This is a genomic window from Treponema socranskii subsp. buccale (assembly GCF_024181585.1).
GTDB lineage: Bacteria > Spirochaetota > Spirochaetia > Treponematales > Treponemataceae > Treponema_D > Treponema_D buccale.
Window position 1 is genome coordinate 1,383,290 of sequence record NZ_CP054258.1, and the last position, 16,348, is coordinate 1,399,637.

The window sequence follows — 16,348 nt, forward strand, 5'->3', positions numbered from 1 at the left end:
TTTGCAACATTCAATCCGCAGGTCAGAGCGGCTCGACGTCAGTCCCGCTGCCTTGCGTTCCGCCTTCTTTGTGTAATTATGCGCAGATTTTTCCGTGTATACATTTCCGGTGCGTTTGCCCTGCGCACTTCTGCGGAGTCGTTCCTCCCGCTTTGTCAATCCGCAATAAAGAGGGTGACGGCGAAGACCTTTTCGGCTCCGGCGGATTTTAAAACGGCGGCGCAGCTTTCGAGCGTTACGCCCGTCGTAAAAAGATCGTCGACGATACACAGATTTTTCGGTACTTTGCCGCCGAAGCGCTTGAGTTCCCTTTTGAACGCTTTTTCGGATTTCAGCGAGTATGTTTTTCCGATCGATTCGAGCCGCGCTTCCCGTCCGAGCCGTTTTTGTTCGCCTGTCGTACGGCGTTCGAGAATTCTGCACACGTCGTATCCGTAGCTGTATTCGAGAAAACGGCAAAGCTCTTCGATCTGATCCCAGCCTTTTTTGCGGATCTTTCCCGGACGCGGCGGTACCGGAACGACGACAAACGCACCCGGCAGAGTTTTAAGGGCTGAAGCTGCGCGGGCGGCAAAAAACGGAGAGAGGGCACGTTCTCCTTGTATTTTCCAGCGGAACAAAAGCACGCTGTTCCACAAACGATACGAATAGAGGGGGAAAACGGCATCCGTATGTACCAAAAGACGCTCCCGCCTGCAGCGCATACACACGCCGCGCTCGGATATGAGCGTTTTGCCGCACACCGAACACCGCTCTCCCTCTCCACAAGGAGGCTTCGCAAAACACCGCCTTTCGCACTCGCCGCACAGAGGAAGCGTGCCCGCCTGTCTTCCGCAGACCGCACAAGCGTTTCCGCCGGCAACAAAGGACAGGGCTGAGCGCATGGCGTACACTGCCCTTTCTTTCAATGCAAAAACGAAGCGTTTCACACTTTATATATCGCGCAAACTTTGCATTTTTACGCGTTTTTTTTTAATTATTCGGACGAAACCGGTTTGCCATCCCGCCTTCCGTGATTCGCTCACGCTCTGCGTCCTCGCTTCGCTCCGGTCGCCGAGTCACTTCAGGCGGGCGTACGTTATTCCCCGTTTCTTCCGTAGAACTTGCTTAAAAACGCGAGAGAAGCGGCCGCTTCATCGGTGAGCGCATTCTCATCCATACGCCACATCCAATTGCCGCCCGTCGTCGACGGCGTATTCATACGCGCACCGTTGTCAAGACCGAGAACATCCTGCAACGGGATGACGGCGTACGAAGCGATTGACGCGAACGCTTCCTTTACGAGCTTTCCGCACAATTCGCCGCTTGTGACCATTGTCCGAGCGTCTTTATCCGAAAGCGGCTTTCCGCACAGGTATTCGGCGGTCACCCGCACGACATCGTCTCTTTCACGGAGGAGCCAGCCCTGCAGCGTATCGTTGTCGTGCGTGCCGGTATAGACGACGCAGCGCGTATTTTCGTATTCGTGCGGCAAAAAAGCGTTCGTCATGCCTCCGCGCCCCGCTTCTTCGGGATCGAAAGCGAACTCGAGCACTTTCATGCCGGGAAAACCGCACGCATCGCGGAGCGCGCGCACTTCGTCGGTAATGACGCCCAAGTCTTCCGCAATGATGGGGATATCGCCGAGAGATGCTTTGACGGCGGCAAAAAAATCCGCGCCGGGGCATTTCACCCACATACCCTTTACGGCGGTCTCCTCTCCGTACGGAACCGACCAATAGGATTCGAAGCCGCGGAAGTGATCGATGCGGATACAGTCGACGAGGGAGAGCATGCGGCGGATGCGCGAAATCCACCACGCGTATCCGTCTTTTTTCATCGCATCCCAATCGTAGAGCGGGTTTCCCCACAACTGCCCCGTCGCCGAAAAATAATCGGGCGGCACTCCCGCTACCCGCGTCGGAATGCCGTTTTCGTCGAGCTGAAACAGTTTTTGATTCGCCCACACGTCCGCCGAATCGGGGGCGACAAAGATCGGAATATCGCCGATGATGTCGATGCCGAGGGAATTGGCATAGCGTTTCAAGTCGCCCCACTGCACTGCAAAGAAAAACTGTATCGCTTTAATAATTTCGATTTCTTCCGCGTGTTCGACTTTCCAGTGCTCGACCGCTTTCGGCTCACAGGATGCAAGCTCTTTCGGCCACGAGTTGTTCCACATCACGTTCTTTCCGCCGGGGTTTCCATCCTGCCTTTTCGCTTTTTCGTCGAAAAAGTTTTTTACGCTCATAAAGACGGCATATGTGTCGAGCCACGCTTCGTTGTCGTTTTTAAAAGATGCGAAAACATCTCGGTCGGCGTCGTTTGCGTGCGACAAAAAATAAAGAGCGCATTTCGAAAGCGCAGGGAGCTTCCACCAAACGACCGAGCCGAAATCGACCGGCCCGTCGGAGCGTATATAATCGGGCGGAACCGTATCGTCCGTGCACGCCCAGCCTCTTTCGACAAGCAGTTCAAAATCGACGAGGAGCGAATTTCCCGCAAAAGTTGAAAACGATGCGTACGGAGAATCGCCGTAACCGGTCGGCCCGAGCGGCAGTATCTGCCACAGCTTTTGGTTCGAGCGATGCAGCCAATCCGCAAAACGATATGCGCTCTTTCCGAGCGTTCCGATGCCGGGACTTCCCGAAAGGGATGTCGGATGCAGCAGGATGCCGCTTTTTCGTGTAAATGTCATAACTCGATTTTACTTTTTTTACGCCGCATTCGCAAGCGGAACCTGTTAATTTCTGTGCGCGATCCAATAATCGCGGACGGTTTCGATATTGTTGTAGATATAGTCGAAATCGATCTTCCACAGCGGAATATCGGCGAGCGGAATATTTCCCTTCGCCGACGGATTTTCGGGGCGCACCGACCACGAACCGAGTGAAACGAGCGGCTCATAGCCCTTCCCTTTTCCGTCTTCGCCTCCCATCCAAAATTTAATAAAAAGCTTTGCGGCGTTCGGATGTTTACATTCGTTCGCGATCGCGATAAAGTTCAGCGCGGGAATGCCGTTCGACACGTGCATGGTCTTCGGACCGTAATTGATCGCGTAACCGTCACGCTGCTTTCGAAGCTTTACGGAAGACGCGTAGCCGACCGGCGGATTTTTTTGTCCCTTTGCGCCGACGAGTTCGATAACTTCATCGGAACCCTTTGCGATGATCGGCGAGTTTGCGAGAAAGCGCTTGATAAAAGCATAGCCCGCGTTCGGTTCGTCTTTTGCAAGCTGAATTTTTTTACCGAACACTTTTTCGTAATCGGCAGCCATTTCATCCGCATGCTGCACCATAGCCGTAAGCGGGGCGCAGTAAGCGTCGTTGCTCGCCGCATCCTGAAATACGACGCGTCCCTTCCATTCGGGCTTCGTAAAATCCCACCACGAGGTGATCGGGCACGTTTTATACACTTCGGTATTGTAAAACCACAGATTGAGTTCGAGCATGAGCGGAGTGAGCGTCATATAAGAAGCCGGAACGTTTTTGAAAATCGATGCAGGCTGATAGTTATGCAGCATGCCTTCGGAAAACATTTCATACGTGTATTCGCCGACCTGCTCTTTCGAATGCAAAATATCCACCGTGCGGATGCCCGATTTATATTCGGTTGCGAATTTTTCTTTCAAGGTGCCGGAAGAAATATCGTAGACTTCCACGTTGATGCCGGGATACGCTTCTTTAAAAGCGTTTGCGACTTTTTGCGTACGGCTCGAAATCGTATAGATAACGAGAGCGCCTTCGGCTTTCGCTTTTTGATAGAGCTCGTCGACGCTTTCGTCTTTGTCGAGTCCGTTGTCCTTCGCCCACTTCGCTTCTTGGCTGTTCGATTTCGTTTCGGTTTGTCCCATCGAAAATGCGGACGAAAACATCGCCGCCGCCAACAGCACTGCTACCGCAATCTTTTTCATCATATACTCCTAATTAATAATTAATAAATCACAATATCCTGTAATTCCATCGATACGATCAATCGCTTTCGCCTTCGACGGATTTTTTTACGAGCGCACCGGACGACGCGTCGAACACGTTGAGCTTTTCGGGGGCTATAGCCGCGTAAACCGTTTCATCGGCTTTGTAGTGGCGGATACCGAGCCGCTTTGCAAGGAAAGATTCTCCGGCGACGGAAAGGCGTATGAGCGTTTCGCTTCCCGCAGGCATGCTCGAATACACGCGGCACTCGACGGCGCCCTTAAAAGCCGTGCGGGAGAGCGTCACTTCTTCCGGCCGAAAGCCTATCCTGCAGTCGAATGTTCCGTCGGGAATCTTATCGGTGCAGTCGCTCTTTTGAAATGTGAAATTTCCGAATGCGCTTTCGACTTCGAGCCCCGCTTCCGTCCGTTTTGCTTTTCCGCCCGTGAGATTTATTTTCGGATTTCCGATAAATTCCGCGATGCGCACGCTTGCAGGATTTTGGTATAAGCTCATAGGACTTGCAACCTGTTCGATGTGCCCGTTGAAAAAAACGGCGATGCGCGTCGACAGCGTGAGCGCTTCCACTTGATCGTGCGTCACGTAGATGATCGTCGTGCCCATCTCCTCGTGTAATCGCTTCAGTTCGCTGCGCATATCGACGCGGAGCTTTGCGTCGAGATTCGACAGAGGTTCGTCGAGTAAGAGGAGTTCGACCGGCGTTGCTATAGCGCGGGCGATCGCGACGCGCTGCTGTTGTCCGCCTGAAAGCTCGGACGGATAGCGCCCCGCATATTCGCCGATCTGCATGCGGCTGAGCGCGTTTTCGACAAGCTTTTTGATTTCGTCTTTCGGCGTATGCTTTACGCGAAGACCGAAGGCGACGTTATCGAATACCGTCATGTGCGGCCACAAAGCGTACGACTGAAATACGAGATTGAGGCCTCTTTTTGCAGGAGGAGCGAAAAAACTTTCGGCCGCGTTTACGATGCGCTCGCCGTCCATAACGATTGAGCCCGACTGCGGTTTTTCGAGCCCCGCGATAACGCGCAGCGTCGTCGTTTTGCCGCAGCCCGAAGGACCGAGCAGCGTCATAAACTCTCCGTCTTCGATCGTCAAATCGACGTCTTTTAAAACGCGGTTCGTTCCGTAATATTTGTTGATGCCGGTCAATACGATTTTGCTCACGTCTAGCCTCCGAGCCCGCCGGCAATATCGGCGTGGAAAAATTTATTTGCAATCCAATAGAATAAAAACACGAGGATAAAAAGCACGATTGCGACGGCACTCGCCGGCTGTTGAAAGCCGTTCGTCGAATAGGTGTACGCCATATACGGCAGCGTCGCCTGCGTCGGCGTCATGAGGATGACGATTAAATCGAGCTCCTTTGCAATGCTTATCAAAATGAGCATGAGACCGCTCATAAAACCGTTTTTGGAAAGAGGAAACACGATTTTGAAAAAGCGTGTCAAAAAATTCGCACCCGCGATCTGCCCCGCTTCTTCGAGCTCCGTGCTTATCTGGAGCATATTGGATGTGCCCGCGCGGGAAGCGAAGGGCAAATGCTTTACGATCGAAACGAGAACGAGTACGGCAAAGGTACCGTACAGCGACGGAATGAGCGTCAGCGGATGTCCGAAAAACGAAACGCGGGTCGGAGATGCGAACATGGCAAGGTACATCGCACCGAAAGCGATCGACGGAATGAGGTACGGGATAAACACGAGCTGTTCGACGAGCTTTCCGCTTTTTAAATGCCTGCCGCGTGAATTGATATAGCCGATGATCTGTCCGCAGATCGTCGCGATGACGGCCGTCCACGCGACAAGCAAGAGCGTATTTTTAACGAACATCCAAAACTGCGGCGATTTGAAGACGCCGGGAAGTCCGTCGGAAATCGCGGGGTCGCTTTCGCCGAGCCAGTGATGCAGCGTAAAATTCGAAAAGCTGTAATCGCCGGCTTGGAGCATAAAGGTTTGATAAAGCAAAATACCGAGCGGCAGGATGACGGCTACGGCCAAAAACGCGGAGAGTACAACGACCGTCGGCGCTTTCCACGAACCGAGCGAAAGCGGCGTCGATCGGCCGCCCTTTCCGCCGATCGTCGCATAGGATTTCCGCGAACCGATAAGCTTTTGATTGACGAAGATATTTACCGACGCGATGAGGATGAGCATGATGCTGATCGCAAAGCCCGTGCCTTTTTGCGATTGAACGGTCGCATAGAGCGAGGTCGAAATCGTATAGTAGCCGACTTTGAGACCGAGAAAAGACGGAACGCCGAAAGTGCCCATCACTTTTGAAAAAGTCAATATGACGCTCGAAAGGATGGCCGGAAGCACGAGCGGAAAAGTGATCTTCCTGAGCATAAGCCCCTTCGACGCGCCGACGATCTCTCCCATCTCTTCGAGTTCCGAATTGATCGAACGGAGAGCTGCGGAGACGAGGAGGTACGCATAGGCATAATAATGTATGGAAAGCACGAGTACGATCGGAAGCGGCCCGTAGGCAAGCCGGTCGGGAGCGTTGATGCCGAAATAGCTTAAAAATCCCGCCGCCCCTCCTATCGTTTCGTTACGGAACACGGTGAGCCAAGCCATGGATTTGCACCACGACGGCAGCATATACGGCACGATCACCGCAAGAGAGAAAAATCTTTTTCCGGGCAAGTCGGTACGCACTAAAAGCCACGCGACAAGAGAGCCGATGAGAATCGAAAGAGCGCTCGTACAAACGGCGATGACAAGGGAATTGCGGAGCGGAATCCAAAAGAGATTGCGCGAAACGTCGCTTGCCAAAAGCCGCTTCCAATAGTACAGCGTAAACTGACCTTCGACCGCACCGCGCACGCGACGGAGGTCGGTTTTCGCCATCGTAAAGGTCGTACCGATCATCTGTACAAGCGGGACGACGATGAGATAGCATAAAATCGCTACGGAAACGAGCATGATGATATTGTACGGATCGGTAAAATAATTTTTCAGGCGATTTTGCAGCCGCCTCCGCCGGGAAAAAGGCGGAAACGGAGAAGCGGCATCGTTCGAAACAGATTGCATCAAATACTCCAACAAAAGAAATCGATATAATGAATAAATCCGGTATCGGACGCAGGATAATGATACAAAAAACGCGGTTTATGCAAAGCAAAAACCGCGGAACTGTAATTCAATTTCGATAAGTGTATAATACATCCTGCGAAAAGTCAATGAGACGTGAGAAGTTTTTATCGATTATGATTTTGCAATAGCAAAAATACTCGCCATGTGCTATAATTATTCCGATATATAACTGTATCACTCGCGGAGGAATACCGATGAACAATCGCTTTGTTTTTAAAATTGCTGCGGCTTTTGCGTACACCGTGTTTTTCATATCGGCGCTCGCATCTCAAGTAAATGAACCCGAATTGAAGAGCGTTTCCGACACTGTCGAATTTATCAACTACGTAGGGCCTCACACGCGGATCGATTCGCTTTCGGCGATCAAAGAGATCGGCTCGTCATCCGGCCGCATCATCGCCCGTTCGCGAAGCTCGTATATGACCGCAGGCGACAGCGGAAAGTATTATGTCGTTCACGCCGTCGACCCTAAGGAAAAAGGCAAGTTCGACGCCGATATTTTGTTTATCGGGAAAAACGCGGAGGTCGACCACATCGTCAATCTTCGGCGCATCATTTCAGCCTATCTTTCGGCGGCGTATAATTATTCCGAGCGGGACGCCGATACGCTCGCGGTTTTTATAACGGTGTACAACGCGGTCTACCGCTCCAATATCGATTATTTCAAATCGCGCTATAAAAATATCGTTACGAAAAATCTCACCGAAAAGAATTGCGGCCTTTCTGTTCGATACGACGAATGGCCCGGCCGAAGCCAAATCGTCATTCCGCTTAATGACGTAAACGGCGGCTTGAGCACGGTCGACACGTCGGCAATCAGCGACAGGCGGGTCGTCGAATCGATGAAAGAAGACGACGATCGAAACATCGACAGCCGCAAGCAGATGGTCGACATCAAAGAACGCGAAGCCGACAATGCGACAGAGCAGGCGCAGAGCGCACAAAAGCGCGCGACCGAGGAACAGAAAAAACTCGACGAAGAGCAAAAGAAAAACGAAACGGCGCAGCGGGAAGCCGAAGCGGCTCGTGAAAAAGCCGAGCAAAATCCGAGCGATAAAAAAGCGCAATCCGAAGCCGAAAAAAAAGAGCGTGCTGCGGACGAACAGCAAAAGAAAACCGACGAACAGGCGGAGCGCACACAGCGGGCAAAAGACGAAGCGTCCGAAGCGCAGGCTCGAGCCGACAAAAAAGAAACCGAAGCGCAGCAGGAGCGAAAGGAAATCGCAAAGGATCAGCAGGAGATCATCGAACGAGATGCCGCAAATGCGAGAGCGGGCGCCGTATACGGTATGCAGCTGACCGACGAGCGAGAGCTTCTTTCCGGTTTGGTTAAAGTCAATTCGCAGACGGGTGAAGTCATCCACGCCTCCCCCGTCACCTTTATCCGCGACAGAACGTATTACCCCGTAGGCGGCGGCTTTATCGCGATTGCCGGTAAAAACGTCGGAAACGGTACGGTAAAGCTCGTCATCCTCGATCCGGTCAATATGGAAATTACGAAGGAAAGCGATGAAACCGTTTCCGAAAGCTCCGTACTCGCCCGCGACGGTAAAGACTACTACTGCATTATCCGCAGCGGAAGCGATTGGGTGCTCGCAAAATACGATGAAACGCTGAAATTGCTTTTAAAATCGAAAGTGCCGCTTATGCAGAGTTCTCCCGTTTCCGTTTCCGACAGCGCGATCGTCGTGACGGGAGAAAACGGCAGAATCAAACTGCTTGCAAAAAGCGATCTTTCGGAGCTGCCGCCCCCGCAGAAAAAATAAAACGGAGCCGAGACGAGTCGATTTCGAGTTTCGTAAAGAGATTCGAAATCGGCTGGACAGGACGATTCCGTTCAACGGTCGGCTTTGTTTTCGAATTTCGCACACGGCGGGATGAACATCATTTCGACGGTGCCCGTCGCGCCGTTTCTCTGTTTTGCGACGATGAGCTTCGCTTCCTGCACTTCGTACGGATCGTCCCGCTTTCTGTCTCGGTGAATGAATATGACGACGTCGGCGTCCTGTTCGACTGCGCCCGAACCGCGAATCTGTGCAAGCGTCGGCTCGTTGCCTTCGGCATCGCGGGACACCTGCGAAAGCGCTACGATCGGGATCGCAAGTTCGCGCGCGAGCGCTTTCAGCGATTTTGAAATTTCGGCTACCTGTTCGAATACGGGCGCACTCCTGTCTTCCGTGACGATAAGTCCGATATAATCGATAAAGATGATTTTGACGCCCTGATTGGCGACGAGGCGGCGCGCCATCGCGCGGATATCGAGGAGCTTCATATTCGGCGTGTCGATGATAAAGAGCGGCGCATTATAGCAGCGGCCGGCCGCGTCTTGGAGGCGCTGAAAATCCTGCATCTGCAAAAAGCCCGAGCGCAGTTTATTGCCCGGGATACGGGACACTTGCGAAAGCAGGCGCTGGCCGATGAGTTCGTACGACATTTCAAGTGAAAAAAATCCGCACGGGATCTGCTGATCGACGGCGATGTATTCCATCATCGACAGCGCGAGTGCGGTCTTTCCGATGGAAGGGCGCGCGCCTATGACGATGAATTCGGAATTTTGAAAACCGCTTGTCATCGTGTCGAGCTTGGAAAATCCCGACGGAACGCCGGTAAACTGATTGCGGCTCTTGTATCGCTTGTCGATAAGCTCGATCGTCTCGGCGAGCACATCGTTTATGCTGCGGACCTTCGTCGTTTCGTTGCGCTGCGAAAGCGCGAATATCTTTTGTTCGGCTTCTTCGATGAGCTCGACGCTTTCGTGCGTTTCATCGAACGAAGAGGCGTGCATTTCCGATGCGATTTTGATGAGATCCCTGCGGTAGGCGCAGTCGAGGACGATATCGGCGTAGTATTCGATATTTGCGCTCGTCGGCACTTTGCCCGTCAAATCGGCGATGTAAGCCGCCCCGCCCGCTTTTTCGAGGCTGCCGTCTTTCGTCAGCTGATTGATAACGGTGAGCGTGTCGCCTTTGATATTTTGCTGCAAAAGCGACAGCATCGCCTGATAGATGATTTGATTTTGGAGCGAGTAAAAGCGGTCTGCGCGGAGAATCGTCACGATATCCGTCGCGGCGTTCCAATCGAGGAGCAGCGCGCCGAGGACAGCCTGTTCGGCTTCCGCATTGTGCGGCGGAACTTTATCTTTTAACATCGCAGCTGCCTCCTTATCCACACGATTTCAACCGATTATCCTCAAGATATCCACAAGTTTGCATCTTTAGACAGCGAAAGCCGGCCGCTCTCTTTCGGAACGCACCGGCTTTTGCCGCAATCCACGCGATATTCGCTTTTTAAAAAAGCGACAAAAACGCAGACGGACGGAAAAACGCTCCGTCCGCATTTTATCGGGACGAAAAATCAGGCTTCGGAGTTGTCCGATTGCGCGTCGTCCGCAGAGATATGTTCGGCGGTGCCGTCGGTATTTTCCGACGGAACGGCGTTTTCGGAAGCTTCCCGTGCGGCCGCTTCCGCGCCTTCGTTTGCGGAATTTCCGTCGGCGCTTTCGGCTTTCGCTTTTTTCGTTTTACCGTCGTCGGCCGCATCTTTCGCTTCGGCGCTCACTTCGCCCTTTACCGAAACGATCATTTGAGCGGTCTGCGATTCGTAGAGTTTTACGTTGAAGTGGTAATTTCCGACCGATTTGATCGAAACGCCGGGGATTTCGATACGTTTGCGCTCGATTTCAAATCCGTGCTTTGCAAGCAGTTCGGAAACGACTTGGGCGGAAACCGCGCCGAAAAGCTTGCCGTTTCTGCCCGCCGGCATCGTAATCTCCAAGTGCAGCGCTTCGAGCTTTTCCTTGAGGCTCGCCGAATCCCTGCGCTTTTGCTCTTTGCGCGCTTCTATTTCGGCTTTACGGCTTTCAAAGAACGCGACAGTCTCCGCATTGTACGGTACGGCGAGTCTTCTCGGCCGCAAAAAGTTACGGAAATATCCGTCGGCAACGTTTTTGACGTCTCCTTCTTCTCCGAGTGTTTTAATGTCCGTGTTTAAAATGACTTTCATGTTCAAGCTCCTCTTAAAAATGGTATGGCACCGCTTAAATCCGCGTTCGGCTGCGGTGCCGATTTTGTTATCGCTCGGGCGCGTCACCAGGAGTCGGATCGCCTACCCGATCAATCATATCGGTTCAATTTCGAGTTTTCTGAAAACCCGTATCTTTCAAAACCCGACATCCGATCATATCGTTTTTCAGTCGGCTACGTAGGGCAAAAGACAGATATTGCGCGCGCGTTTGATTGCAGCTGCAAGCTCTCTCTGGTGTTTTGCACAGGTACCGGTGATACGCCGCGGAAGAATTTTGCCGCGTTCGGTCATATAACGGCGCAGGCTGTCCGCGTTTTTGTAGTCGATCTTCGTTTTGTTTGCACAAAAGCGGCACACTTTTTTGCGAAAATAGGTTTTACCGCCCTTTTTTCCCGCACCTTTTTCTTCCGTATCGTCGTCGCTCACAGGAGCCGCATCGAGAGCGGCTGCGTTCATCTTGTCTTCAGCCGAAACAGCGGCTGTGTTTTCGTTATTCAATTCGTCTGCCATTATAATCTCCAATTACATTAAAAAGGAATATCTTCGGGGAATCCGTCATCGGCCGGCGATGCGGCAGTCCCGCCGTACTGTCCCTGCGTTTCGGAAGCCGCTTTCGGTTGAAATCTCGGAGCACCCCCGGACGCTTGTCCGCCCTCCGATTTTCCGCCGAGCAGCTGTACCGAATTCGCGACGACGACGACTTTGCTGAAGTTCTGCCCGTCCTTTTGCCAGCGGTCCTGCTTCAAGTAGCCGTCAACTGCGATCTGCTTTCCTTTGAGCAGATACTGTTTCAGATTTTCGGCAGTCCGTCCCCAAATCGTTATGTCAAAGTAATTGACTTCGTCGACCCACTGCTCGCCTTCTTTTTTGCTTCTGTTGACGGCGATACTGATATTTGCGCGCGCCATCTGACCGTTGCCGACATACGCAAAAGAGCGTTCGTCCGCGCCGAGGTCTCTCGTCAAGCGCCCGATTAAAAATACGTGATTCATGTCCGTCATCGTTCAGCCTCCGAAAGCGGGAATTTCGACACTAGTTTGCGTCTTTTTCATCGAGTTTTACAAACAGGTACTTGAGCATGTTTACGTTCAGTCTGAACTGTTTGTTGATTTCGATGATCTTTGCGGGGTTGAGTTTCATCGTAAACAGGATAAAGCGTCCCCGTTTTTGTTTTTTGATTTCGTAAGTTAAATCGCGGTCGCCGAAGGGTTCTTCTTTTTCGATTTCGGCGCCGAATTCGTTTAAAACGCTTCGGACATCGTCAGCGCCTTTTTTTGACTTTTCCTCGTCGAGCGGGAAAACGGTCATCAGTTCGTATTTTCGCATGGTATCTCCTTGTGGACATTCGGGAACTTCATACGAAGCTCCAAGGGGTGTCTTATTATACTATCAGATTGATGAAAAATGGTCAATCATGTATACTGTAATCGATATGAAATTATTTTGTCGAATTCTTTTCGTCATGCTTTTTTTCCCGCTCGCCGCATCCGCAGCCGATACTTATTTAAAACTTATGCAAACCGGTACGGCAAAGCAAATCAAACGCGCCTTTTTATTCGACGCCGACGCTCCGTTTCATACGATCGGAAAAGAACGGAACAATCTTCTCATTACGGCAATCATATACGACCGGAGCGAAGATGTCATCCGCCTGCTGCTCAAAGCGGACATCGGAGCCGATCAAAAAAATCGGGAAAAGCGGACGGCCGTTTCATACGCGTGCGAATACTGTACCGGTAAAAGCAGATTCGGCCTCATACTCGCTTCGGGCGGCGCGTCCCCGAAAAAGATACGCTCCCGTCTTATGTCGCGCGACAAAAGCGGCCGCTATGCCGCATCGTATGCCGAAAAAAACAGCGAAAGCGAAATCCGTAATTCGGTAGCGTCGTATTTAACGCAAAGCGATATTGCGCTCATCGAGCAAACGACCGAAGGCGGCGTGCCGCTTCTTGCCGCGGCGGTAAACGCATATCGCCCGACGGGAGAAAGCTCAAAAGCCGTAAAGCGAAAGACCGAAAAGACAAAAAAGCGCGAAGTGAAACAAACCGAAAACGATGACCTGTCCCCGGACGCCGAAACGACCGTCGCGGATTCGGAAACCGATAAAAACGCAGCCGAAAGCGCAGCGGAAAAAACGCTCGAAAAAAGCGAAGAAAATATTCCCGCAGCCGAAAACGCCGCCGAAAAAACGCTTGAAGAAAGCGAAGAAAATATTCCCGTAAACGAAAACGCGGAAGCGGAGCTTTCCGAAAAAAAAGAATCGGGCGATGAAGAAAAAAACGCGCAAAAAGAAGCGGACGAATCCGAGGCCGTTCCGCTTCCTCCCTCTTCCGCCCCCTCATCCGCCGTGCGTCCGTCCGCATCCTACGGTAAAATGTTTTTATACGATTATGCGGACACATCTTTCGATACGGAAGAAGAAATCGCGCCTTCTGAAAACGAGCTCATTATTAAAAACGTCAACATACACGATGAAAACGGCGTTACGCCGCTCATGTTCGCGATAAAGTGCGCGAGTATCGATCTCACCCGCACGCTGCTCAAAAACGGTGCCGACGTCAATGCGTGCGATAAAGAAGGCTGGACGCCGCTCATGTATGCGGTGCGAACGCAAAACGATAAACGCTTTGCCGCCGTGCTTATCGATGCCGGTGCTTCCGTGCGCGCAAAGAATGCATTCGGCATATCTTCGCTTTTAATCGCGGCCGAATATTCGCAAAACCCCGATATCGTTTCGCTCCTTCTTGCATCGTATTCGGCGACCGAAAACGATGTCGCAAAAGCGTTTATCCATGCGATCACGTCTTCGAACGTACCGCTTCACGTTCAGTGCGAAAAAATCCGGCGTTTTATAGCAAAGGGTGTTCCGCTCAACGTTTTTTATGAAGGCAAAACGCCGCTCATGTATGCCGCATCTTCGGCTTCATCGACTGCGGTTATCGCAGTGCTCCTTGAATCGGGAGCGCTGCCTTTCGCACGCACGGCGGAAGGACTTCGTGCATTCGACTTCGCAAAAAAGAATCAGGCACTGGAAAAGGACGCCGTCTATCGCTCGCTCAACACGGACAACTGAATATGCGCATAACGGGCGGCGTTTTAAAGGGCCGGCAGATCAAATGTCCCAAAGGCATCATTCGGCCTGCCATGGACAAAATGCGCGAATCGGTGTTTGCAATCCTCGGCGATCTCGGAGGCAAATCCTTTCTCGATCTTTTTTCCGGTTCGGGTACCATAGCGATCGAAGCGGCTTCGCGCGGAGCGTCGAGTGTCGAACTGTGCGAAAAAGATAAAATCAAAATTCCCGTCATACTCGAAAACGTCGCCCTCGTCGAACGAGAGCTGAAACTCATCGTTAAATGCCATTTTATGCCCGTCGAATATTTTATTAAACGATGCAAAACGAGTTTCGACTATATCTTTTTCGACCCGCCTTTTCCGTATAAATTTCACGCGGAATTAATAAAAAATGCCGCCGAAAAAGGCATGTGCAAAAGCGGCGCTACGATTATCGTACACCGGCCCGAAGAACACGAAATGCCCGATGCAATCGGAAATCTTTCCCGCACGGATATGCGCGCCTACGGCCGCTCGATCGTCGACTTTTATTCGTTCCGCTAAAAAATTTCTTGACTTTTCGTAAAAACGTGGTACTATATAATCATAATCAGAAAGGCCGATTGTTATTAAATTTGTACGCGTATGATAACGGATGCATTAAAAAAAAGGATAACGGAAAAACAGGGAAACACAGGGTTTATTAAAATTACCGATACTCCCGTCGCCTCTCTCTCTGCCGGACAAAAAGCGGCGTTGAACCGTACCGGCAATACCCTTTTCAATAAAGGTGATATCGAACAAGCGCGCAGGATATTTACGACGACGGGTTATTCCGACGGATTGACGCGTGTCGGAGATGCGTACGCGAAAAAAAACGAACCGATAAAAGCGCTCAAGCAGTACGTACTTGCGCACAATGTAAAAAAGTCGGAACCGATTTATGAATGCATGGCTCGCGTCATATCGGCAGTATTGGAAAAAAACGCATAAAGTTACCTCTGAAAACTGCAGTCTTTGGAGGTTCTCATAATTACAACAAAGGAGCATACATCTGATGGAAGCGGCAATCGAAAGCATTGAAAGTACCGAAACGGAAAGCGAAGACGAATTCTTTTCCGATGAATCCTCTGTCGATGAAAGCGCGAACGTCGATCGTATTTCGGAGCTTTCAAAAGGCGGCTATCAATTATTAAAAAGCAATAGAATCACCGATGCGAAAGATATGTTTAAAAAAATCCTCGACATTGAAAACAACAACAACTACGCCCTCGTCGGGCTCGGCGATTCGGAGCGCAAGCAAAACAACTACAACAAAGCGATAGCTTATTACAACGACTGTCTCTCCTACCATCCGGGAAACAATTATGCGCTCTTCGGACTTGCCGACTGCTATAAAGCGCTCAATCAATACCGCAAAGCGATCGACATCTGGGAACAGTATCTCGTGCACGACGACCGCAACATCACCGTCCTCACGCGAGTGGCCGACGCATATCGAAAAATACACGATTTTAAAAAATCGAAAGAGCTGTATTTGAAAGTGCTCGACATGGAACAGGACAACGCGTACGCGCTCATCGGGCTCGGGCATTTGCACTACGACTTTAAAGAATACAAAGACGCGCTCTACTACTGGGCGAAGATGCTCGAACTCAACGAAAGCGCCGTCGACATCCGCGTGCTCACGTCTATCGGAAACTGTCACCGAAAGCTGAAAACCTTCGAAAACGGAGTTGTCTATTTCGAGCGCGCCCTCGCCCTCGACCCGAACAATTTTTACGCGCTGTTCGGGCTGGCCGACTGTTACCGCGGCATGAACCAGCAATACCGTTCCATCGAATATTGGAACAGAATCCTCGCTCTCGATCCCGACAACAAAGTGATCCTCACGCGTTCGGGCGACGCGTATCGGAATACGGGCGACTACAAAACCGCCGTCGAATACTACAATAAAGCGCTCGACATCGCGTTCGACGTATATGCGGCTCTGGGCCTTGCGCTCATCTGTAAGGGCGAAGGCAAATACGAAGAAGCGGCCGATCGGCTTTCGAACCTCATCCGAAGCGATGCAAAAAATTATCGCCTGTACATAGACCTTGCCGACTGCTATGTAAAGCTCAACAGAAAGCAGGATGCCGTCTCCGTCCTCGAAAGCTTTCAAAAACAGGGTATACGCTGCCCGCCTATAAGCGATATGCTCGACAAGCTCAAAAACAATAAGCCGATCTATTGATGTGTACGCAGGTGTTTGTTAAT

At 51.4% G+C, this 16,348-nt stretch carries 15 protein-coding genes; 5 read left to right on the forward strand and 10 right to left on the reverse strand.

All coding sequences use genetic code 11. From position 1 onward, the window contains the following. Positions 1-155 precede the first annotated feature (155 nt). The 5 genes from HRI97_RS06195 to HRI97_RS06215 form a co-directional block, all read right to left on the reverse strand. Positions 156-929 (reverse strand): ComF family protein, encoded by a 774-nt coding sequence (locus HRI97_RS06195; protein ID WP_253727263.1) that lies wholly within the window; start codon positions 927-929, stop codon positions 156-158. A gap of 149 nt (positions 930-1,078) precedes the next feature. Then, positions 1,079-2,677 (reverse strand): 4-alpha-glucanotransferase, encoded by a 1,599-nt coding sequence (malQ, locus tag HRI97_RS06200; RefSeq protein WP_253727264.1) that lies wholly within the window; start codon positions 2,675-2,677, stop codon positions 1,079-1,081. Positions 2,678-2,722: 45 nt separating this feature from the next. Continuing rightward, the gene (locus tag HRI97_RS06205) at positions 2,723-3,892 is read right to left on the reverse strand and encodes an ABC transporter substrate-binding protein (protein WP_253727265.1); all 1,170 of its coding nucleotides are present in this window, start codon (positions 3,890-3,892) and stop codon (positions 2,723-2,725) included. A gap of 58 nt (positions 3,893-3,950) precedes the next feature. Further along, positions 3,951-5,081, reverse strand: a complete 1,131-nt coding sequence (locus HRI97_RS06210) for an ABC transporter ATP-binding protein (RefSeq protein WP_253727266.1) — start codon at positions 5,079-5,081, stop codon at positions 3,951-3,953. A 2-nt stretch (positions 5,082-5,083) separates the two neighbouring features. Further along, on the reverse strand, positions 5,084-6,949 hold the full coding sequence (locus HRI97_RS06215) for an ABC transporter permease (RefSeq protein ID WP_253727267.1): 1,866 nt from the start codon (positions 6,947-6,949) through the stop codon (positions 5,084-5,086). 257 nt (positions 6,950-7,206) lie between these two features. On the opposite strand from HRI97_RS06215, the gene HRI97_RS06220 reads away from it, so the two are divergent. Then, positions 7,207-8,778, forward strand: a complete 1,572-nt coding sequence (locus HRI97_RS06220) for a P83/100 family protein (protein WP_253727268.1) — start codon at positions 7,207-7,209, stop codon at positions 8,776-8,778. A gap of 71 nt (positions 8,779-8,849) precedes the next feature. Here the strand turns inward: HRI97_RS06220 and dnaB are convergent, their stop codons facing one another. The 5 genes from dnaB to rpsF all read right to left on the reverse strand — a co-directional run bounded on the left by dnaB (position 8,850) and on the right by rpsF (position 12,361). Next, positions 8,850-10,160: a replicative DNA helicase gene (dnaB, locus tag HRI97_RS06225; RefSeq protein ID WP_180486201.1), complete on the reverse strand. Its 1,311-nt coding sequence runs from the start codon at positions 10,158-10,160 to the stop codon at positions 8,850-8,852. 206 nt (positions 10,161-10,366) lie between these two features. Then, positions 10,367-11,014: a 50S ribosomal protein L9 gene (rplI, locus tag HRI97_RS06230; RefSeq protein WP_253727269.1), complete on the reverse strand. Its 648-nt coding sequence runs from the start codon at positions 11,012-11,014 to the stop codon at positions 10,367-10,369. A gap of 186 nt (positions 11,015-11,200) precedes the next feature. After that, on the reverse strand, positions 11,201-11,545 hold the full coding sequence (gene rpsR, locus HRI97_RS06235; RefSeq protein ID WP_180486199.1) for a 30S ribosomal protein S18: 345 nt from the start codon (positions 11,543-11,545) through the stop codon (positions 11,201-11,203). Between the two features lie 17 nt (positions 11,546-11,562). Further along, a complete protein-coding gene (gene ssb, locus HRI97_RS06240; protein ID WP_253727270.1) occupies positions 11,563-12,036 on the reverse strand; it encodes a single-stranded DNA-binding protein in 474 nt (157 codons plus the stop codon). A 31-nt stretch (positions 12,037-12,067) separates the two neighbouring features. Beyond that, positions 12,068-12,361 (reverse strand): 30S ribosomal protein S6, encoded by a 294-nt coding sequence (gene rpsF, locus HRI97_RS06245; RefSeq protein WP_180486197.1) that lies wholly within the window; start codon positions 12,359-12,361, stop codon positions 12,068-12,070. A 106-nt stretch (positions 12,362-12,467) separates the two neighbouring features. On the opposite strand from rpsF, the gene HRI97_RS06250 reads away from it, so the two are divergent. The 4 genes from HRI97_RS06250 (at position 12,468) to HRI97_RS06265 (ending at position 16,325) form a co-directional block, all read left to right on the forward strand. Further along, a complete protein-coding gene (locus HRI97_RS06250; RefSeq protein ID WP_253727271.1) occupies positions 12,468-14,108 on the forward strand; it encodes an ankyrin repeat domain-containing protein in 1,641 nt (546 codons plus the stop codon). Between the two features lie 2 nt (positions 14,109-14,110). Continuing rightward, positions 14,111-14,653 carry a 16S rRNA (guanine(966)-N(2))-methyltransferase RsmD gene (gene rsmD / locus HRI97_RS06255; RefSeq protein ID WP_180486194.1) on the forward strand — a complete coding sequence of 181 codons (543 nt, stop codon included), beginning with the start codon at positions 14,111-14,113 and terminating at the stop codon, positions 14,651-14,653. Positions 14,654-14,734: 81 nt separating this feature from the next. After that, complete coding sequence (locus HRI97_RS06260; RefSeq protein WP_253727272.1) at positions 14,735-15,082, forward strand: hypothetical protein; 348 nt, start codon at positions 14,735-14,737, stop codon at positions 15,080-15,082. A 64-nt stretch (positions 15,083-15,146) separates the two neighbouring features. Next, positions 15,147-16,325, forward strand: coding sequence for a tetratricopeptide repeat protein (locus HRI97_RS06265; RefSeq protein ID WP_253727273.1), 1,179 nt, complete (start codon positions 15,147-15,149; stop codon positions 16,323-16,325). The last annotated feature ends 23 nt before the right edge of the window (positions 16,326-16,348 follow it).